The organism is Deltaproteobacteria bacterium (genome assembly GCA_026388545.1).
GTDB lineage: Bacteria > Desulfobacterota > Syntrophia > Syntrophales > UBA2185 > JAPLJS01.
The window spans coordinates 22,527-43,999 of the sequence record JAPLJS010000027.1 but is presented as its reverse complement, the minus strand read 5'-3'; the positions used below and the strand labels follow the sequence as shown (position 1 = coordinate 43,999).

Annotated in this window: 16 protein-coding genes, 4 tRNA genes and 1 pseudogene; 16 read left to right on the top strand and 5 right to left on the bottom strand. The window is 50.5% G+C overall.

What is annotated here, in order from left to right:
- Nucleotides 1-174: 174 nt before the first annotated feature.
- From NTW12_02840 to NTW12_02765, 16 genes and pseudogenes are all read left to right on the top strand, one after another.
- Nucleotides 175-1,332 carry a prepilin-type N-terminal cleavage/methylation domain-containing protein gene (locus NTW12_02840; GenBank protein MCX5845279.1) on the top strand — a complete coding sequence of 386 codons (1,158 nt, stop codon included), beginning with the start codon at nucleotides 175-177 and terminating at the stop codon, nucleotides 1,330-1,332.
- 177 nt (nucleotides 1,333-1,509) lie between these two features.
- Nucleotides 1,510-2,832 (top strand): ATP-binding protein, encoded by a 1,323-nt coding sequence (locus NTW12_02835; protein ID MCX5845278.1) that lies wholly within the window; start codon nucleotides 1,510-1,512, stop codon nucleotides 2,830-2,832.
- A 94-nt stretch (nucleotides 2,833-2,926) separates the two neighbouring features.
- On the top strand, nucleotides 2,927-3,850 hold the full coding sequence (locus NTW12_02830) for an ATP-binding protein (protein MCX5845277.1): 924 nt from the start codon (nucleotides 2,927-2,929) through the stop codon (nucleotides 3,848-3,850).
- Nucleotides 3,851-3,900: 50 nt separating this feature from the next.
- Nucleotides 3,901-4,314: a response regulator gene (locus NTW12_02825; protein MCX5845276.1), complete on the top strand. Its 414-nt coding sequence runs from the start codon at nucleotides 3,901-3,903 to the stop codon at nucleotides 4,312-4,314.
- Nucleotides 4,315-4,551: 237 nt separating this feature from the next.
- The gene (locus tag NTW12_02820) at nucleotides 4,552-5,091 is read left to right on the top strand and encodes an ACT domain-containing protein (protein ID MCX5845275.1); all 540 of its coding nucleotides are present in this window, start codon (nucleotides 4,552-4,554) and stop codon (nucleotides 5,089-5,091) included.
- Nucleotides 5,092-5,093: 2 nt separating this feature from the next.
- Nucleotides 5,094-6,779 (top strand): formate--tetrahydrofolate ligase, encoded by a 1,686-nt coding sequence (locus NTW12_02815; protein ID MCX5845274.1) that lies wholly within the window; start codon nucleotides 5,094-5,096, stop codon nucleotides 6,777-6,779.
- 158 nt (nucleotides 6,780-6,937) lie between these two features.
- Complete coding sequence (locus NTW12_02810) at nucleotides 6,938-7,225, top strand: hypothetical protein (protein MCX5845273.1); 288 nt, start codon at nucleotides 6,938-6,940, stop codon at nucleotides 7,223-7,225.
- The gene (locus tag NTW12_02805; protein MCX5845272.1) at nucleotides 7,213-7,902 is read left to right on the top strand and encodes a hypothetical protein; all 690 of its coding nucleotides are present in this window, start codon (nucleotides 7,213-7,215) and stop codon (nucleotides 7,900-7,902) included. Before NTW12_02810 ends, NTW12_02805 begins: the two co-directional genes overlap by 13 nt.
- A 110-nt stretch (nucleotides 7,903-8,012) precedes the next feature.
- Entirely contained in the window at nucleotides 8,013-8,789 is a 777-nt protein-coding gene (locus tag NTW12_02800) for an AAA family ATPase (GenBank protein ID MCX5845271.1), read from the top strand.
- Nucleotides 8,786-9,544, top strand: coding sequence for an AAA family ATPase (locus tag NTW12_02795; GenBank protein MCX5845270.1), 759 nt, complete (start codon nucleotides 8,786-8,788; stop codon nucleotides 9,542-9,544). The genes NTW12_02800 and NTW12_02795 overlap by 4 nt, the downstream gene beginning before the upstream one ends.
- Nucleotides 9,545-9,690: 146 nt before the next feature.
- Nucleotides 9,691-11,640, top strand: a complete 1,950-nt coding sequence (cooS, locus tag NTW12_02790; protein MCX5845269.1) for an anaerobic carbon-monoxide dehydrogenase catalytic subunit — start codon at nucleotides 9,691-9,693, stop codon at nucleotides 11,638-11,640.
- Nucleotides 11,633-13,807: pseudogene (gene acsB / locus NTW12_02785) on the top strand (acetyl-CoA decarbonylase/synthase complex subunit alpha/beta). The gene cooS and the pseudogene acsB overlap by 8 nt, the downstream one beginning before the upstream one ends.
- The gene (locus NTW12_02780) at nucleotides 13,805-14,953 is read left to right on the top strand and encodes an acetyl-CoA decarbonylase/synthase complex subunit delta (protein ID MCX5845268.1); all 1,149 of its coding nucleotides are present in this window, start codon (nucleotides 13,805-13,807) and stop codon (nucleotides 14,951-14,953) included. The pseudogene acsB and the gene NTW12_02780 overlap by 3 nt, the downstream one beginning before the upstream one ends.
- A gap of 66 nt (nucleotides 14,954-15,019) precedes the next feature.
- Nucleotides 15,020-16,363, top strand: a complete 1,344-nt coding sequence (acsC, locus tag NTW12_02775) for an acetyl-CoA decarbonylase/synthase complex subunit gamma (GenBank protein ID MCX5845267.1) — start codon at nucleotides 15,020-15,022, stop codon at nucleotides 16,361-16,363.
- Nucleotides 16,360-16,779 (top strand): four helix bundle protein, encoded by a 420-nt coding sequence (locus NTW12_02770; GenBank protein ID MCX5845266.1) that lies wholly within the window; start codon nucleotides 16,360-16,362, stop codon nucleotides 16,777-16,779. Before acsC ends, NTW12_02770 begins: the two co-directional genes overlap by 4 nt.
- 82 nt (nucleotides 16,780-16,861) lie before the next feature.
- Entirely contained in the window at nucleotides 16,862-18,802 is a 1,941-nt protein-coding gene (locus NTW12_02765) for an ASKHA domain-containing protein (GenBank protein ID MCX5845265.1), read from the top strand.
- A gap of 84 nt (nucleotides 18,803-18,886) precedes the next feature.
- Here the strand turns inward: NTW12_02765 and NTW12_02760 are convergent.
- The 5 genes from NTW12_02760 to NTW12_02740 all read right to left on the bottom strand — a co-directional run bounded on the left by NTW12_02760 (nucleotide 18,887) and on the right by NTW12_02740 (nucleotide 21,370).
- Nucleotides 18,887-18,962: transfer RNA gene (locus NTW12_02760), tRNA-Lys, on the bottom strand.
- A gap of 163 nt (nucleotides 18,963-19,125) precedes the next feature.
- Nucleotides 19,126-19,202: transfer RNA gene (locus NTW12_02755), tRNA-Arg, on the bottom strand.
- Nucleotides 19,203-19,230: 28 nt separating this feature from the next.
- Nucleotides 19,231-19,307, bottom strand: a tRNA-His gene (locus tag NTW12_02750).
- A gap of 10 nt (nucleotides 19,308-19,317) precedes the next feature.
- A tRNA-Arg gene (locus NTW12_02745) sits at nucleotides 19,318-19,394 on the bottom strand.
- A gap of 260 nt (nucleotides 19,395-19,654) precedes the next feature.
- Nucleotides 19,655-21,370: a hypothetical protein gene (locus tag NTW12_02740; protein MCX5845264.1), complete on the bottom strand. Its 1,716-nt coding sequence runs from the start codon at nucleotides 21,368-21,370 to the stop codon at nucleotides 19,655-19,657.
- Nucleotides 21,371-21,473: the final 103 nt, after the last annotated feature.

The window sequence follows — 21,473 nt, the reverse complement described above, 5'->3', positions numbered from 1 at the left end:
TAGGATTAAAGCTGTAAACATTTCAAGTCTAAAGACAGAGACTTAAACTCTTTATTCCTCATGAAATTAAAAAGGGAAGATTCGTCTTCCCTTTTTTTATAATGATATTTCTTTGACTTTGTTAACCTTCTGAGGTTAATATAATAACTGTTTAATGATCGTTGTGGAGCTATAATGACAACTGCAGTGTTTCACAAAATCCTTACCATCACCAAAGTGTATGCTTTGTCGCGGTTGTTCCGGGAGAAAAAAGGGTTTTCATTAGTCGAGATTTCCATAGTCCTGGTCATCATCGGATTGATCCTGGGGGCGAGTGTTACAATCTGGCGATCTTCCATCGGAAGTGCAAGATTATCTGCGACGAAAACCAACCTGGATAATATCAAAAATTCCGTCATATATTTTGCCATAGCAAACGGCAGGCTCCCCTGTCCCGATATAACAATCCCTCCGAACAACACAGGTGTATCAAACCCTGACCCTGCGACTTGTGGCACGAATTGCAGTTGCAATACCTGCGCAAACCCGCCATGCTTCTTGCCTTATCAGACCCTGCAGCTCCAGTTGCCGGGAGGCAAGGATTCCTTCGGCAACGTATTTTTCTACGATGTCAGTTACGACACCGTGGGAGGAGCACAGGGGGGGCTGACTAACACTACACTGGATACATTTTGCGGTGCTTTGTTTGAATATTTGAATCATGCGACGGATACAGGTGTCCTGAGGGTGCCTTGCGTTACGAACCAGAACGACGCCGCGGATAACGGCCAGATCGGTGCAGCAGGTCAGGGCTACGGTGTTGCCGCCAGTGTCATCAGCCAGACATCCGTCGACAACGTCTTCAATGCTCCGCCCGGATTGAGCGGTAAGAACGTTGCAGGTTCACCACGCGAATATGAAATGGCCACCAGACAAAATGGCACTGCATATGGAGATTTGGTTGGCGAACTCACGTACGGTGACTTATACAATAAGGTATGCACGACACAGAAAACAAAGATCAGGATACAGAACTATACGACATTGACGAAGTGTGTTAGCATATCAAGTGGGCCATCAATACCTATAAATAATGGAAGTTATGTTGAAATTTACCAGGGAAGTACACTTATTTTTTATGATTATCAACTCCTACCTACTCCTCAGTGTACAACAAATCAATGCGGTACTCCTATCACCTTCAACATGTCGCCCAATAATCCACCGATTTCTGTTGATGCTGGGACAACGGACTGGAGTGTCCCGGGGGGAATAGCCAGGGATGGTAGGGTTCAAATAACAAACGTACCAAGCCCATGTGCATTAAGAGATAATACATCACCTACCCCATAAGCCCGATAATGCTTAATTCACTCCGGATATATCCTTCCTTCGAACCATTCCCCCGTTTTTGATAATTATTACAATATTTGCTCTACTACGGAAATATTTTTTACAAAATACTTTGCGTCTCGCATCATTTTAAGCTAAAAACAGTCATTATTAATTCACTGGCAAGAGCAATGTTCTATGGATAATAATTTACATAAAAGAACTGGTGAATCCGACTCCATGAAAGATATCACCAAAATTAATTTTCTGAACAAAGATATTGAAGAGCTGCTCAACAATTTACTCGACAAGGCCCTTGCCTTGACGAATGCGCAAATCGGATCATCATTTGTGGTTGATTCCGAATCAAATCGCCTTCGTCTCATTGGATCGAGGGGTATCGAAGGCATGGAAAAGGGAACTTACATTAATCTTGATGACTCTCTAATAAAGCATGTAATAGCTGATAAAAAGCCGCTTCTTGTCAAAGACATCGAAAAAGACCCGAGAATACAGAAAAAAAACAACCCCAAATATGGGTCCCCCTCATTTCTCAGTATGCCCGTTTATATGGGACAAAAGGGCGATGTTACCGCTGTCTTGAACCTGTCTCATAAAAAAGCAGGAGGAACTTTTGACACAAGTGATGAAAATATTCTATCAACTATGCTTGTTGAGATACGATTAACCCTGGAAAATGCGCTCCTTCAATCACAAATCACGGATTATATAAAAGACGTAGAAGAGCGCAATATCAAATTGGAGCAGGAAATTGCTGAAAGGAAACGGGCGGAAGAAATTCAGGAAATACTTCACGAGGAACTCATGCAGGCTGAAAAATTGGCCGCAGTGGGTGCATGCGCCGCCGGTATTGCCCATGAGGTGAAAAATCCTCTTGCCATCATTATCCAGGGAATTGAATATTTAAAAACGTGCACCGGTTCCGACCCTCTCCTTGTTGACGTTGTGGAGAGAGTCAAGAAATCCGCTCTGAGGGCAGATTCCATAGTGAAAGGGCTTCTGAGTTTCACACGCCAGATGCCGATTGAAACAGAGAAGGCGGAGATTATCCCCATTATTGAGGAGACTCTGTCGTTTATAGAACATCAGTTTAACTCCAAACATATTACTGTAGTCAGACAATACCCCTCGGACGTACCAATGATAAATATTGACAGCAACCAGATCAAACAGGTATTTATTAATATACTCTTGAACTCGGTCGAGGCCATGGAGGATTCTGGAATTGTAACAATCGGCATCGAGAAGATAAAAAGTGAATCCAATCAACAGTATTTACAGATATCTTTTGCCGATACGAGGTATGGAATGTCCGAGGATAAAATCAAAAAGGTGTTTGATCCTTTTTTCACAACAAAGGATAAGCGTGGAAATGCGGGTTTAGGACTTTCCATTACAAAAGGGATCATCGATAAGCATCACGGCACAATCCGGATAGAAAGCAAGATTCAAGAGGGAACGCTGGTTATTATTGGATTACCGGTAATAAACCTCCTTTAGGAGATCCCGGGAAACACACATACATAAAATACAGTCATGTTGCTGCTACCTCATTATGTAGCACTTTATGTCTAAACAGAGAGTGAACTGTACAATGAAAAAAGAACACATGATTCGTCAGCAAATAGAACGTAATGGGTTGGTTTTAATTGCACTTTTCATGGTATTAATATACTGGATTATTGATTCTCTGTCATCCGATCAGGTACTGACACGGATATTGATTGCCTTCTTTGTTATTATATACGGTATCTTCACCCAAACCCTCATTAACTCCCGCAAGGATGCACTTGAAGAAAAGGAAAGGACACAAAAGCAACTGATCCAGGCCGAAAAATTGGCTGCTCTGGGTATCGTAGCTGCCGGTATTGCCCATGAGGTGAAAAATCCCCTCGCAATCATCATCCAGGGGGTAGAATACCTGCGGACGTCAACCGGTTCTGATGCTCTCCTCATTGATATCGTAGAGAGAATTAAGAAATCCGCTTTCAGGGCGGATTCCATAATAAAGGGACTCTTGAGTTTTACCCGCCAGATGCCGATTCAAGCCGAACAAGTGGAGATTGAACCCGTCGTCGAAGAGACGCTGTCATTCATAGAACATCAGCTTAAACTCAAACATATAAAAATTGTCAAGCAATTCTCTCCGGGATTGCCGAAGGTAACTATGGACATAAACCAGATAAAACAGGTATTTCTCAATCTCCTTTTAAATTCTGTTGATGCGATGCGGGATGGCGGAACAATCACCATCAGCGCTGAACCGTTAGAGAGTACATCCGGAGAACGGCATCTTCAGATCATTTTTGCAGACACCGGAGATGGAATTCCTAAAGATGAAATTGAAAAGGTGTTTGATCCTTTTTATACAACTAAGGACGGATCCGGTAATGCGGGACTGGGGCTCTCTATTGCAAAAGGAATCATCGATAAGCATAATGGGACGCTCCGGATCGAAAGCGAGACCGGACAAGGCACACAGGTCGTCATCGGATTGCCTGAAAGCAATCCCCATTAAAATAAAAAGAGAATAATATTCGATTTCATTCCATCCTGGGGGAGGGTATCATGAACGAAGAAACGAAAACAGAAGTACCATCTAATAGGAAAAAAATACTGCTCATTGATGATGAAGAAGATTTCTGCTTTTTTGTCAAGCTCAATCTTGAAAAGACCGGAAGATTTGAAGTACTGACGACCACAAGTGGAACCAGCGGCGTAATAATGGCATCGAAGGAACAACCTGATTTAATTCTTCTGGACATTATCATGCCGGAAATCAGTGGAGGGAAGGTAGCGGAGCTACTGCTCGAAAATCAAAAAACAAAAAACATCCCCGTGCTGTTTATTACTGCCATAGCATCGAGACGAGAAGTTCAATCACAGGAAGGAGTTATCGGAGGAAGAAACTTCATTGCCAAGCCGGTAACACCCGAAGAATTAATGGCTAAATTAGACGGAGTCTTTAAGTATGCGAGATAAGGGTCTAATAAGGTAATCCACGGAGAACTCACTGCCCTCTTTTTCTTGACACTTCATCGTAATACAGCTATATGATGACCTCAAGGCTCCTTCGTTCGGATGCATTATCGGCTCCACAAGGTATGTTACTATATGCCTGCGTTGCTTCTCATTGCATCCTTATCATCATTATGAAGGCAACTTTCCGGCAGGTTTGAAGTGGATTGTTAATGAACGAAAAAAATATGGAGTTGACTTATGAGATCATACGTCGTTTTTTCATCCATGGGTCCTGACCGTCCCGGTCTGGTAAGAGAAATTGCGGAATTTTTTTCGGCGCGCGGCATCAATATCGAGCGCTCGCGCGGCTGCGTCCTGGGAAATGAATTCGGCATGGTTATCCTGACATCGGGTAACAACGATAATGTCGAACAACTGATTAATGACCTGGACATCCTCCGTGAAAAAACCGGTCTTGACATTTACATCCGGAAGACAAAGGCGCCCCTCCACAGAGAGGTCATGCCATCGATTCCCTACAAGCTCATCGCCATATCCATCGACCGTCCGGGAATCATCCATCAAATCTGCAAGGTCCTGCATGAGCGACGAATCAACATCGAAGATATCTCAACTAACGTTGACCATGATCCTATAACTGGCGCCAACGTTTTTCAAATGATCTGCTATTTTTCTCTGCCGCCGGCCGTCAAGATTGTCGACCTCAAGAATGCTATCACCCGTATCAGTGACGAGTACAATATCGATATCCGGTTCGATGCGGTGATCAACAAGTAGCCATGGGGAAAGTAAAAGAACAACGCGCCGTCAAGGGCATTAGGCCGATCTCCGAAATCGCCGCCTCTATCGGCCTTGCGGAAGACGATCTGGAATGTTACGGACGCTACAAGGCAAAGGTCAGGATCGAGGCGATCAAGCGCTTCGAGCGCAGGGCAAATGCCTCCCTGATCCTCGTTTCCGCAATGACCCCAACGCCTGCCGGTGAAGGAAAGACCACTGTATCCATCGGGCTCGCACAGTCCCTCGCCAGGCTGGGAAAGCCAACTATTGTAGCCCTCCGCGAACCGTCCCTGGGACCCGTTTTCGGCATCAAAGGCGGCGCTACGGGCGGCGGTCTTTCTTGCGTTTTGCCCATGGACGAAATTAATCTCCACTTTACGAATGATTTTCCGGCGGTGGAGAGCGCCCACAATCTCCTGTCCGCCATTATTGACAACACTATATTCCACGGCAACCCCCTGAACATCGATCCGCGCAAGATCACCTGGCGCCGCGTGATGGACATGAACGATCGCTCCCTCCGGGATATCGTCATCGGTCTCGGCGGTTCCACAAACGGCGTACCCCGCGAGACGGGCTTCGACATCGTTCCTTCCAGTGAAATTATGGCGATTCTCTGCCTCTCACGATCGTATGCGGAATTGAAGGACAAGATACGAAAAATTCTGGTGGGCTTTACGTATGACGACAAGCCGGTCATTACCGGAGATCTGAAGGTCGAGGGCGCCGTCACGGCCCTTCTGAAACATGCACTTCTCCCCAATCTGGTGCAGACCACAGAGGGTGTGCCCGCCATTATTCACGGCGGTCCCTTTGCCAACATCGCCCAGGGAACAAACAGCATCATAGGTACCGACCTTGCCCTCCGTTTAGCCGATTATGTAGTGACCGAGGCGGGATTCGGCTTTGAGCTGGGTGCGGAAAAGTACTTCGATATCGTGGCGCCTTACGGAAATTTGAACCCCCGCATCGTTATCCTGGTGGCAACGGTTCGCGCCCTGAAATATCATGCCGGTGTGTCCAGCGAGGCTCTCAATGAGCCCAATCCCCGTCTGGCGGTCCTCGGCATGGCCAACCTGAGGAAGCACTACGAGAACATTGATAAGTTCAACGTCCCCTGTATCATCGCGTTGAACCGTTTCCCATCCGATACGGATGAAGAGATACAGGCCGTCATCAGTGCGGCGGAAAATGAAGGGATGAATATCGCATCTGCCGACATTTTCCGTCTCGGCGGCGAAGGTGGCCTGGAGCTCGCGGAAAAAGTGGTGAATCTCATCGCAAAGTCGTCTAGCACTTACCGATCGCTCTACAAATGGGATCAGCCGGTGGAAGACAAGATATTCACTGTTGCCAGTAAGATATACGGCGCTGTTTCCATTGACTACCAGCCATTGGCAAAGCGAAATCTCGACATCATCAAGAAATTCGGCTTTGACAAACTCCCGATATGCATTGCCAAAACCCAGCAGTCACTTTCGGATAATCCCGCCCTCCTGGGACTGCCCAGAGATTTCATTGTCACCGTGCGGGAAATCAAGATTGCATCGGGGGCCGGCTTCCTCATTCCCATAACCGGCGAAATCCTGCGCATGCCGGGACTTTCGAAAGCACCGGCGGCTTATCACATTGATATCGACGACGAGGGGAATATCACCGGCATTTCTAACCCTGGAAATGCCTGACCATTATTAACCTTATTAACCCTCAAATATTTCCCCCCTTTCATAAAGGGGGCATAGGGGGATTTTAAAGAGCGTCAACCTTTGTCAAATCCCCCTAAATCCCCCTTTGCCAAGGGGGACTTTTTCTTAGTAAATATTCGCGGAGGAGTTAACATACAATGATCGTTAAACCACAGTTTCTGGCGACCGGCATCGGCAGCATGCCCTTTGATGATCCGGGCTACGCTGTCGACCTGATCCTATCCAAGCTGCCGGCCTCTATTTCGATACATCCGGCGATTACTCTGAGGCTTTTGCCCAATTCTACGAGACCTACCTCCTGGCCATGGACCCCGAAGAGGGAGACGGCAACTGTGCGGCGGTGGCCGTCAGCCCGACCTTCTCCCGGGGGATTCACGCACTGGAAGAGAGACTGCGGCAGCAGGGTAAAAAGATGCCTTTTGTAAAATGTCAGGTTACAGGTCCGTGCAGCTTTTCCCTGACAGTCGTTGATGAAAAAAAGCGGGCGATTTATTATAATGAAGAATTCCGGGATATGATCGCCAAAACGCTGGCCATGATCTCCCGCTGGCAGGTCCGGAAATTCAAGCCATATGCCGGTCATGTTATATGCTTTATCGATGAGCCGATCCTTTCTGCTTTCGGCAGTTCCACTTATGTGTCCGTCCGCCGGGATGATGTGATCAATTTGCTCAAAGACATGATCGATGCCGTACATACCGAAGGCGGCAACGCCGGTATGCACTGCTGCGGCAACACGGAGTGGAGCATCCCCATCGATGCCGGTGTGGATATCATCAGCTTCGACGCCTTCCAGTACGGTGAGACAATCGCCATGTACGCCGGGGCCGTCAAAACACATCTGTTACGGGGCGGTGCGCTTGCCTGGGGGATTGTACCCACCTCGACGGCCATCCGGGAACAGACTGTGGAGAGCCTCGCGGCGCGCCTCGAAGACATGATGGATCACCTGGCTTCCAGGGGCATCGAAAAACGCCTCATTGCCGATCAGGCCCTTCTAACGCCCTCCTGCGGCACCGGCTCCCTGTCACCTGAGGACGCAGAGCTGGTATACGACAGTCTGGCAAACCTTTCCGCTTTTATGAAAGAAAAATACAAATAATGCAAAATGCAAATTTCAAAATTTAAAATGAAAGATTCAAAATGATTTTTTGTTCCTTAATTTTACACTTTGCATTTAGACTTTTGCATTAAATCCATATGGATTATTATATGAAGCTTGCGATCTCCGGAAAAGGGGGCGCCGGTAAATCGACGCTGGCAGCCGCGATAATCCTTCTCATGGCTCGCCGGGGCAGGAAGGTCCTGGCGGTGGACACCGACCCGGACGCCAATCTTGCGGCTGCCCTGGGGATCCCCGCCCGGGAACAGGAAAGTATCATCCCCATCTCCCGTCAGGCGGCACTGATCGAGGCGAGGACAGGGGCAAAAGTTAAGCAGTACGGGCAGATATTTAAACTCAATCCGGAGGTTTCCGATATTGCAGATAGTTTTGCCTACCATCATCGAGGTGTGGCACTCCTCGTCCTCGGCGCCGTTGAGCGGGGAGGCGGCGGCTGTGCCTGTCCGGAGAATGTGCTTATACGTGCCCTGGTTACGGATTGCATTTTGTATAAGGATGACGTCCTGGTTATGGACATGGAGGCCGGTGTAGAGCATCTGGGACGGGCCACGGCCAGCGGCGTGGATCGGATGATAATCGTAGTTGAGCCCGGCCAGAGGGCTGTAGACAGCACCCGGCGCATCCTGCGACTCGCTCGTGATATCGGCTTGCAGGATATCCGCCTTGTGGCTAATAAGATAAACGGCCTGGAGGATGAACGGTTCCTCCGGGAGGCTTTTCCGGGGAACACATTTCTCGGCATTATCCCTTACCGGGAGGAACTCCGCCGTACCGACCGAGACGGTAGCTCTGTCCTGGACGGCCTGCCCGATGATTTACTTCGTTGTTTCGAAGACATCCTGAACAGGCTTGAGGTCCAGCAATGAATCGCCTGATCGCGGTTGCAGGAAAAGGCGGTGTGGGAAAGACGACAGTGGCGGCGCTCATGGTAATGCGCCTCATTCACCGGGGATGCCGTCCCGTGCTGGCCGTCGATGCCGATCCCAATACCTGCCTTGATACGGCCCTGGGGGTTAAGGTGGTGAAGACCGTCGGCGGTATTCGTGAGGACGCCCGTAAATTCGCCCAGAATGGCACGGTCCGGGGCATGGACAAAAAGCGTTTTCTGCAACTCCGTATCGCCGAGAGCCTCGTGGAGAGTGATGATTTTGACCTCATTGCAATGGGGCGATGTGAGGGGCCTGGATGTTACTGTTATGCCAATAACGTCCTGAAGGCCGTTCTTATTGAGATGGTCAAACAATATCCCTATGTGATCCTGGACAACGAAGCGGGTTTGGAGAACCTCTCCAGACGCATTGTTAATAAAGTCAGTCTCCTGGTCATGGTCACCGATGCGACGGGCCGCGGTTTTGAGACCGTAAGAAGGCTCCATGCCCTGGCCGGCGATATGGACATTGCCTACGACAGCCTTGCCATTGTCGTCAACCGCCTCCGGCAGCGAGAGTTGCCTGCAATCGCAGAAGAGATCAGAATCGCCACGGGAGCAAATATGGTTGTGGGCCTGCCGGAAGATGAAGATATTTTAGCAATATCGGAGCAAAATGGAAATCTGAAACTTCTTTCAGCGGACAATCCGGTGTTTGTTGGAATAGAGTGCTTGCTGAACATGATAAAATGAGCACCATCTTCAGGATTCAAGGGGTCGAGGAGTCAAGGATTCCAGTGAATAGTTCGCTTGAACCCCTGACTCCTTAAATCCTGGAACCCTTGTTACAACTAACTGGGAGAAGAAATAGAAAATAATGTTAACCTAAAAGGAATTCGATGGCAAAGAAACCTATAAAACCCGAAGACCGTGTATGGGACCAGGCGTCGATTCTGACACTGATCAAGGCGGAGCGGGATTGCGTCGATACCTGTTTCACCCGCCTGGATACCCAGCAGAACCCCTGCCGGTTCGGCGTCGAGGGCCTCTGCTGCCGGATATGTTACATGGGACCATGCCGGATTACGAACAAGTCCCCGCGCGGGGTTTGCGGGGCCGATGCCGACACGATCGTGGCACGCAATTTCCTGCGCGAGGTGGCCGGGGGAACGGCGGCCCATTCCGATCACGGCCGTCATCTCGTTCTCCTGCTGAAAAAGGCGGCGGAAGGCCGTATCGCCGATTACGTGATCAGGGATGAAAGGGCCCTCCGCCAAACGGCGAAGCGCTATGGTATTGAAGAAGCGGGACGCAAAAAGGAGGCGGTTGCCCTGGAACTCGCCGACCTGCTACTAAAAGAATTCATGCTTCAGGAAGAATCTCTGTTGACGCTCCGCCTCTCACCGCTCAGGCAGCAGGCCATCTGGCAGAGCCAGGCTGTCACGCCGCTCGGCATTGACCGGATGGTGGTCGAATCGCTCCACCGAACGCATATGGGTGTCGATCACGATTACCGGAACATTCTCCTCCAGGCCTTCCGCACGGCCCTTGCCGACGGCTGGGGCGGGTCAAGGATTGCCACGCAGGTTTCGGATATCCTCTTCGGAACACCCTCACCCGTAAGAAGTAACGCCAACCTCGGTGTGCTCAGAAAAGAGACGGTCAATATCATCGTCCATGGCCATGAGCCGGAACTATCCGAGATGCTGGCTATCGCCGTCCGCGATCCCGCAATCCAGGCTTATGCGAAAGAGGCCGGCGCCGAAGGGATCACACTGGCCGGGATCTGCTGCACGGCGAATGAGATACTCATGCGGCACGGCATCCCCGTGGCGGGAAGCTTCCTCCAGCAGGAGCTCGCCATAGTGACGGGCGCTGTGGAGATGATGCTTGTCGATGTACAATGCTGCATGCCGAGCCTGCCCGATGTCGCCAGGAGCTACCATACGGAAATTATCTCCACGGCGGATATCGCGAAAACCATCGGGTCGACGCATATCACACTCAACCGGGAAAACCCTCTGGCTACGGCAATAATCCTGATCCGCCGGGCTATCGACAATTTCAAAAACCGCGATCCGCAGAAGGCGTCTATCCCGGATATCAAAAAGCCGCTCGTGGCGGGATTCAGCGTGGATGCCATCAAGTATATGTTAGGCGGCCGTTTCCGGGCGTCCTTCCGCCCCCTGAACGATGCAGTCATCCAGGGCCGGATCAGGGGCATCGCAGGGATCGTAGGCTGCAACAATCCCCGGACACGTGTGGACGCCTATATCAACACCCTGACGCGGGCATTGATCGGACAAAATGTACTGGTCCTCAAGACGGGCTGCGCGGCCATCGCATCGGCGAAAGAAGGAATGCTCCGGCCGGAAGCAGCGCTGGAGGCAGCGGGCGCCGGGCTGCGAGAGGTTTGCGAAGCAATCGGGATGCCCCCGGTCCTCCACATGGGAAGTTGCGTGGACAACTCCCGCATCCTGGAAGCGGGAACGGAAGTGGTCCTGGAGGGCGGCCTGGGAGACGATCTGTCTCAAATCCCGGCTGTGGGTGTGGCCCCCGAATGGATGAGTGAAAAGGCCGTGGCCATCGCCTGCTATTTCGTAGCCTCGGGGATCGACGTGGTGCTGGGACATCCTTTCCATATCGGCGGATCCGATAATGTGACCCGCTTCCTCAATGAGGAGACCACCGAACTTTTCAACGCCTCCTTCCATGTCTGCGAAGACCCTCTCCGGGCTGCAGACATGGTGATCGATCTCCTCGATAAGAAACGCGAGCGCCTCGGAATCAACAGAAAAACCGAGCGGAAGCTCTACGACATGGAGGATCGGAGGAAACTCGATGTCTAAGATCATCTGCGCGAGCGCCATCGATGGGGCCAGGGACTGGATCGCCGAAGCCGACGACCGCCTGAATCATGCCATCCACAAAAGGGGCGAGACGTGGCCTGCGGCCTTTCCGGGGACGGCCTATTTTCTCCCCGTTATCTATGCCTTCACCGGCGAGAAGGTTCGGACACTGGGCGATCTCCGGCCCATCCTCCGGCACGCCAAAGAGCTGCTGCCTCTCCGTCCTGCAGATGAGGTCTGGCTTCCCTATCTGGGGAGCGCTTTGGATGCGGGCGTGGCTTCCCTCTTTGCCTGTGAGATCATCGAGACCTGCAAGTACGCCGTGGGCCCTGATCCCGTGGATGGTATATGGCTGGGTGCGGCAAATGACGTTATCCTGCGGGAAAGGGGTATCGAATTCGTTGACGGGACGGCCCCCGGCTTTGCCGCCATTACCGGTGCGGCGCCGAACAATGAGATCGCCGTCGCCATCGCCCGGCAGCTCCAAGAGAAAAACCTCTATGTATTCATGGCGGGGAGTACCAACGGCAGGCAGTTTGCTGAACAGTTGGCCGAGGAAGGCGTGCAACTCGGCTGGCCGACGCGCCTCATCCCCTTTGGCCGGGACGTCTCCGCCCTGATCTACGCCCTGGGATTCGCCAATCGCGTAGCCCTCTCTTTCGGCGGCGTTCAGCCCGGCGATTATGAAAGGAATCTCCGGTACAACAAGAATCGCATCTTTGCCTTTGTGCTGGCCTTCGGTGAGGTGACACCTGATAAGTACGCCATTGCCGCCGGGGCCATCAACTACGGCTTCCCCACAATTGCCGATACGGACATCCCCCAGATTCTGCCCACAGGCGTCTGCACGTACGAGCATGTCGTCTCCTCCGTGCCCTATGAAACAATGGTGGAGAAAGCCCTGGAGGTTAGGGGATGCAAGATCAAGGTCACAAAAGTTCCCATTCCCGTCCCCTATGGCCCGGCCTTCGAAGGGGAGTTGATCCGCAAGGCCGATGCACAAGTGGAAATTGGCGGAAACTTGACTACTGCTTTTGAATTCGTGACCAGCGTGGACATGGATCAGATCAACGACGGAGAGATCGAGGTCGTCGGACCCGACATAGACCAGGTCGCACCCGGTGGCAGCCTGCCCCTTGCCATCTGGGTGGAGGTGGCGGGCCGGAAGATGCAGGCCGATTTTGAGCCTATCCTCGAGCGGCAGATCCACCACCTTGTCAACGGCGCCGAGGGTATCTGGCATATGGGACAAAGGGACATCGTCTGGACGCGCATCTCAAAGAACGGCTTCGCACGGGGGCTCAGGCTTCGCCATTACGGGGATATCATACACACCAAGTTCATCTCCGACTACCCGGCCATAGTGGACAAGGTGAAAGTGATGCTCATCACCGACAAGGCAGAGGTGGAACGACGCCTGTCCGTCGCCCGCCGCGTCTATGACGAGCGAAACCGCCGCCTGGAGGCCATGACGGATGAAGCGGTGGATACCTTCTACTCGTGCCTCCTCTGCCAGTCCTTCGCTCCCAATCACGTCTGCATAATTACACCGGAGCGGCTGGGGCTCTGCGGGGCCTACAACTGGCTGGACGGCAAGGCGGCCTATGAGATCAACGAGACGGGGCCTAACCAGCCTGTAAAAAAAGGCGAAACCATCGATCCCGTAAAGGGCATCTTTCATGGCATAAACGACTACGTCTATACAAACAGCCACAAGACCGTGACGGAGTTCTGCTGCTATTCCCTCATGGACCGGCCCATGACAAGCTGCGGCTGCTTCGAGGCGATCCTGGCCTATCTTCCCGAATGCAACGGCGTCATGGTTGTCAACCGGGAATACCAGGGCGAAACGCCTGTAGGGATGACCTTCTCCAGCCTGGCAGGCTCGGTTGGCGGCGGCCAGCAAACCCCCGGCTTCATGGGTGTGGGCAAGGTCTTCCTGACCTCCCGGAAGTTCCTCGCGGCGGAAGGGGGCTATCGGCGACTCGTCTGGATGCCGAAGGCGCTCAAGGAACTCCTCGCTTTCGATCTGAATAAACGCTTCGCCGAGCAGGGGGCGCCTGATCTCCTGGACAAGATAGCCGATGAGAACGTAGGTATCGATGCGCACGCAATCCGGGAATACCTGGAGAGCGTCCAGCACCCGGCCCTGGAAATGGAAGACATGGCCGTCTACGCCCTGCCGACCCCGCCGCCGGGCCCATCCCCAGCCCCGACAGAGCGTCCTGTATTTGAGGTGCGACCCGTTGAGGCTCTGGAAAAGCCGGCTTTACCGGTGGGAATAGAGGAAAAGGAGGAATCGCCCATCAAGCCCGCTGTTAGTGACCGTTTGAACGCCGTCACCTCCTTTCCCATCCGCCGGGAAACCTGCGAGTTCCCCATCTGGCAGGTCACACTGGGCACTACGAAGAAAACGGGCGGCACCCGCGGCCATACCCTGACCATCGGCGGGGCCGACTGCATGCCCTTCCACCTATGGGAAGGCAGAATGCCGAATCGCCCCCTTGTGGCCATGGAAGTATTTGATGTTATCTCCGAGAAATATCCCGCTGTCCTCAGAAATATCTATGGAGAACTGCTGTACCGGCCGGCGGAAATGGCCCGGCTCTGTGTGGAAAAATACGGCGCCGATCTCATCAGCGTGCGTCTCGACGGAACCCATCCCGAAAAGGGGAACCGCACGCCGGATGAGGCCGTCAACCTCATCAAGGCGGTTCTTGATGCTGTGGAGGTGCCCTTGATTATAACCGGCCACAGTCATTACGAAAAGAACAACGAAGTCCTGAAGTCCTTAGCTCAGGCCTGCGCCGGAGAGAACCTGCTCCTCAACTGGGTGGAACAGGGCAACTACCGCACCATCGCCGGTGCGGCCATAGCTTATGGTCACAGCGTCGTCGCCCAGAGTCCCATCGATGTAAACATCGGCAAGCAGATGAACATCCTGCTGACAAACATGGATGTCAAGCCTGAGCGGATCGTCATGGATCCCATGACGGGTGCGACCGGTTACGGGATCGAATATACCTGCTCCGTCATGGAGCGGATTCGTCTTACCGGACTGGGCGGGGACATGATGCTGGCTGCACCGATGATCGTCTCACCCGGACAGGAATGCGCCAGAATCAAGGAGTACAGGGCAACGGAAACCGATTTCCCGGCCTGGGGAAATCTGGAAAACCGCACAGCCCTCTGGGAGCTTTCTACAGCTGTGAGCCTCCTGTACGCCGGCGCCGACCTGCTGATCATGTATCATCCCGAAGCAGCGATGTCGCTGAAAAAGACGATCCTTAGACTAATGCAAAATGAAAAATGAAAAAGTCAAAAGTACTGAATAAGAATCATTTTGAAATTTGCATTTTACATTTTCTTTGAGGTTATTATGGCATTGACCGGTTTGCAGATTCAGAAGCTGCTTCCTAAGACAAATTGCAGAGAATGCGGATCAAATACCTGTATGGCCTTTGCTATGAAATTAGCGGCAAAGAAAGCTGCGATTACCGAATGCCCTTATGCCTCTGAAGAGGCGATCCGGGTGCTCGGTGCGGCCAGCGAGCCGCCTGTCCGGGCAATTGTACTAGGACCAGACCGGACCCTGATACTGGGTGAGGAAACAGTCCTTTACCGGCACGAAAAGACCTTCTTCCGCCAGACAGCCCTTGCCGTTAATATCAATGATACCGATCCTTCTGCGATGATCGAAGAAACGCTGAAGGCCGTCCGCGATTACCGGCTGGAAAGGGTTGGCGAAACATTCCGAATTGACATGGTTGCCGTAACCCATGCGGGCAGGGACATGGATAGTTTTGCTTCTCTTGCTGAAAAAGCATGGGAAACAACCGGACGACCATTGGTGCTCCGAAGCGACAGCCCGGCGGCGTTGGAGGCCGCCTCTGTGGCCGTGAAAGGTTCTCGCAGCGTCCTGTCCGCTGCTACGCCGGAAACGGTGGAAGAACTGTGCAACTCCGCGAAGAGAAATGACCATGTCCTCGCTGTGACAGCCCCCGACCTGGACGGCCTGTTCCAGTGTGCCTCGAAGCTCCGGGAGGCGGGCTTCCATGATGTCCTTCTCCAGTTTCGGACATCATCTCTGGCCGAACACTTCCAGACGAACTTTGCTGTCCGCCGTGCCGCCCTGAAAGACGCTGTCAAGCCCCTCGGGTATCCCTTTTTACGCTTTCTGGATCATAGCATTGATCTATTAGAAATAGCTGCCGGAGCAATCACGGAAATCAATAAATACGGCGGTATCTGCGTCCTGCCCGCCTTTGATCCCGCGCTCATGGCCACACTCATGACGCTCCGTCTCAATATCTACACCGATCCCCAGAAGCCCATCCAGGTGGAGCCGAAGGTCTATCCCATCGGCGACCCCCAGCCCGATTCTCCGGTTTTCGTGACGACCAACTTCTCACTCACTTATTTCACCGTCTCAGGCGAAATCGAAAACAGCGGGACAAGCGGCTGGCTGGTGGTCCCGGAATGTGAGGGAATGAGCGTGCTTACAGCATGGGCGGCGGGAAAGTTTTCCGGCGCCTCCATCGCCAAATTCGTTAAGGAAGTAGGCCTGGAGAACCAGGTATCCACGCGCGAGATCGTTATTCCCGGCTACGTCGCCCAGATCAGCGGGGAACTGGAGGAAAACCTGCCGGGCTGGAAGGTGCTCGTCGGTCCCCAGGATGCCGCAGATATTGAAAGCTTTATCAAAATGAAAAATGCAAAATGAAAAATGCAAAATCAAGTATGGAAGATAATTGTTCGATAAAACGTGACCTCTCGGAGAGATTTCTTCAATTTTCCGTTGATGGTATTAAACTTTTCGGGCAAATGAAGATATCGTATGCAGAGGCCCATATCGCGAAGCAACTAACGCGCTCTGTAACCTCATGCGGCGCTAATTATGAAGAGGCCTGCGGTGCAGAAAGTAGAGCGGACTTTGTTCATAAGCTTCAGATCGTACTGAAAGAATTGAAAGAAACTCAATATTGGTTAAAGTTGCTTTGCAAGGCAGAATTAGGTGAAAAAATAAAAATTGAAAGTTTTTCATGTGAATGTAATGAGTTATCAAAAATCATAGGGAAATCTATTATAACAGCGAAAAGAATGCAAAATGCAAAATGCAAAATAATTCTTAGTAGTTGATTTCGCATTTTGACTTTTGCATTCTTTAATGGTTTCATCATCTTTAATTTTACACTTTGCATTTTGACTTTTGCATTAAATTATGCCTTCTGTAACTTTTCAACCATTGGGGATCACTCTCGAGGTTCAAGCGAAGACAACGCTGCTGGACGTGGCGCGGCGGGCCGGTGTAGAGATCGACGCCCCCTGCGGCGGCAAGGGGACCTGCGGTAACTGCGCCGTCCGCATCATCTCCGGCCGGGTTGACTGTGAAAGCCTCGGCATTTTGACTCAGTCGGAAATAGATCAGGGCTTTGTACTGACCTGCCGAACATCTATCCAGGATACCGATGTTATCATTGAGGTGCCCGATCAGGCCGGACGTTTCGGCGGCCAGTTCAGTGACGACGACGGGATGGAGCTTATCGATCCGGCCTTACTGCCGACTCCGGAGGACTGCCGCCCGTTGACCGAAAAAATAAACATTTATGTGCCGCCCCCGCAAAAAGCCGATGGTCTGTCAGACCTGGACCGTCTCATACGCACACTGCAACAGCGGCTTGGTAAAGAAGAGATCATTATTCCGTTTGCTGTCATCCGTCAGGTAGCCGATGCCTTACGGGTCGCCGGAGGGAATGTAACCGTCACGGTTGCCAATGGAATGCCATCCAGACAAATGTCCACCTCAGAATATTTTTCCGGAAAAATCAGAAGATACCGGGTCACGGCCATTGAAGCAAACGACGGGACTGGCAGGCACTACGGGATCGCCATTGATGTGGGCACAACTACCGTGGCAGTGCAACTGGTTGATCTGTCCAATATGAAGATTCTTTCCACCTGTACCGATTACAACGGCCAACTCGCCTGCGGACTCGATATCATCAGCCGTATTGACTATGCCCGCCGGCCGGACCGTCGTGAGGAACTCCGTAGTCGCGTCCTCAAGACAATCAACCGTCTCATTCGCCAGTCGGCATGCCACAACCAAGTGGAACCCCTTGAAATTGCATGCGCCGTCATTTCGGGCAATACCACGATGACCCATCTGCTGCTGGGCCTGAATCCCGAATACATCCGGCTCGATCCGTATACACCGACGCTCCTCGACGTGCCTTTCTTCACTGCGTCTGAGATCGGCATTGATATCCATGATCCGGCGCCTGTTATGATTTCGCCGGCAGTGGGAAGCTATGTGGGCGGGGATATCACCGCAGGTATCCTCTGCACTGATCTATGCAACAAAAGCAAAGATGTTCATCTCTTTATGGATATCGGCACCAACGGCGAAGTAGTTTTAGGCAACCGGGAATTTCTTCTGGCCTGTGCCTGCTCTGCCGGACCGGCCTTTGAAGGCGGTGGGATCAAGTGCGGTATGAGAGCCGCTGCCGGAGCTATCGAAAAAGTGGAAGTTGATCCGGCAACTGGCCTGTCGATCTTCCGAACTATCGGCCAGGTCAGGCCTCGCGGAATCTGCGGCTCCGGAATGATTTCGCTGCTGGCTCAACTGTTGCAAACGGGCTGGATCGATGCCGCCGGAAAATTGAACCGTTCAAAATCATCGGAGTCAATTCAGATCGCCGGTCGTCGTGCCTCCTATACCTTAGTCTCCGCAAATGAAAGCGCCACCGGACAAGCGATCACTGTTAATGAACAGGATATTGAAAACATCATCCGCGCCAAAGCGGCGCTCTATGCCGCTTGTGCACTCATGCTGACACAGGTAGGAATGGAATTTCACAATCTCAGGAAGGTCTATATCGCCGGCGGGTTTGGCAGATTTCTGGACATGGATGCAGCCATAACGATCGGCCTCCTTCCGGATCTGCCACGGGACCGGTTTCATTTTATCGGTAATTCTTCTCTCGCAGGGAGCCATATGGCCATGGTATCACACAAACACCGGGAAAGACAGCGTGAGCAAGCCCGGCGGATGACCTATCTGGAACTCATAACGGATCCCGCCTATATGAATCAGTACACCGCGGCCCTGTTTCTCCCCCATACCGATCCGTCCTGCTTTCACCAAAAATATATCGATTGACATATAGCTCGGATTGCAAGCTGATATAATCAGACGAATCATTAAAAAAGGGGTCAACGTTAATCGCTAACCCCTTGATTTTCTTGGTGAGCCCTGCCGGGATCGAACCGGCAACCTACTGATTAAGAGTCAGTTGCTCTACCAGCTGAGCTAAGGGCCCATACATTTCTTCAAATATTCATTCAATGTCACTGACTTAAGCACTTTGACCTCCCTCTTTTCTAAAGAGGGGTTGGGGGAGATTTTACAAAATGCAATTAAAATCCCCCTGAATCCCCCTTTACAAAGGGGGACTTGAATATTCAGTATAACAACCAATAATCTGGCGCGCCCGGTACGACTTGAACGTACGACCAACAGATTCGAAGTCTGCGACTCTATCCAACTGAGCTACGGGCGCTTTTATTTATTTCAATGATCTCAAAAAATGGGGTGAGTGAAGGGACTTGAACCCTCGACCTCCGGGGCCACAACCCGGCACTCTAACCAACTGAGCTACACCCACCATTTATATCTGGCACGCCTGCGGGGATTCGAACCCAGGACCTACGGATTAGAAGTCCGTTGCTCTATCCAGCTGAGCTACAGGCGCATAATACAGCTGCATCTAAACCGTATAAGGCTGATCGTAATAACCCCTTTGAAAAATTTTGTCAAGCGAAATGCTGAGACCCTCGCAAAAAGCAGTCATAAACGTCCCTGCCTTCGCAGGGATAAACTGTGACGGGAATCCGCATTACATGTAACTATATAAAAATACTGGATTCCCGCTTTCACGGGAATGACAAATAAAGACTTAATCAGGCTTTTTACAAAACCATCAAATGCTATCAATACATCAAATAAAATATACTATCTGACATAGCCGGCAATACCATCAAAACGATAACCCTTTTTAATGATGGCTTCTCCGTTTGGATCAGTTGAATAAAAGTGACAACCCGTGGAAGGATTGTACCAGCGATACAGTTCCCTCGTATTTGTGAGCCTTGAAGTTGCTATATTTCCTATAAATCCCTCATAAAGGTAACCCCTCAGCGATTTTCCTTCTCCATGCATGTCGTACGAGTAGAAGTGATCTCTTTTTTCAGGATTATACCATCTATAAAAAGGAGTTGTTCCGGGTGTTCCAGAACTGAACAGTCTATATGCGATGCCTTGTTTTATATATCCTTTACTTTGTAATATTTTTATTTCTGTCTGCGGATTTGCCGTATACAGATAATCATACCCTCTCGCATACCGATAAATATCGATAGTTTTCGGAAGATTATCTGCCGATACTTCAAAAGATACCTCAATGATTGCTGTTCCGCCATTTGAATTGAAAATTATATTCTCACCATAAAAACCCGGATCTAACTTTTTCGCATTTACCATTATATTGACATAATCATTTTCTTTTGTCGTTGAACCTGAATCGGGAAATATACTTATCCAACCGGGATTCCCCTTTCTCACTTCCTTGCCAAAGACTCTTACTCCTTCAACAACCAAACGGCCTCCTTTATTAAGGATGGTAAGAACGTGCGAACCATAGGGAAGACCCTCGGCAACCTGGCACCCTGCCATCTCTTTTTGCCCGGCACGACAATCATGATTGATTGAATCTTTCTCGTCCACATAAGCGGCCACGTTTGCTTCATCATTTTCCATTAAGAAAAATACCGCAATACCCGTTCCAGAAAAACGATATCGTATGGCATTCGACGGCACAACGCTTGAGGGAAATCCATTGTATTCCGATAATTTATCAGTTATTTCTAGAAATTCCTTCAAATGAGAAGGTGGTACATAGACCCCGCTTCCCTTGATGTTTTCATTATAGAACGAAATATATCGTCCCGCCACAGGGGATATACCATCAACCGCACTATTTTGAGCAACTACTTGCCACCGGAGGGTTTCTCTCCCTTTGTTTGTTACTTTAATCCTTTTCGTTAAACTTTCTCCCGGCAGAACAACACCAAAATCCATTCTGGCAGGATCTGCATCAATCTGAGGTTCTGAATGTCCGGAAGCTAATTCAAATCTTATAAAAACGGTCCTCGTTCCTCCGTTTGATATCAATTTCACCATTTCCCTATGAGTTCCGAATGATAAATGTTTCCGATAAATATTGATCCGCTTGTCCGTTTCAAAACTCAATTGGATTAAATTTTTACCTTCAGTGTTCAGACTCACTGAGTTTAAATCATTTTTTAAAAAACTGACGTGAACCCGCAGATTATCTGTGCTATTTTTCAGCACACATGATATCTTTTTATCATCGAGAAACGACCACCCCTCCGGTCCATTAACAGACCAATTCAAATTACCTGAACCGACATTTTTGAGAACAAAATTCCCTTTAATACCTTCACCGTGCCCAATGACACCAAGATCTATTTCTTTCGGTGAAACAGTGAGTACGGGTCTCTGAGCATTCGCCTTTCCCTGATCAGGAGTGACCTCTTTTTTGACTTCTCTATTGGACGAATTTTCCCGGGCGGACACCAAATCGGAATTCATAAACGGCATTACAAACATGAAAATTGCGATAACGACCATGCACAAGTAACGGATCATGAATAACTCCTAAACATAATAGACCATTTTCTAACCTAAAGTTGATAGGAACGCAATATTTTAATAATGAAAAATCTTGACACCCCTTTGATATCCGATATAT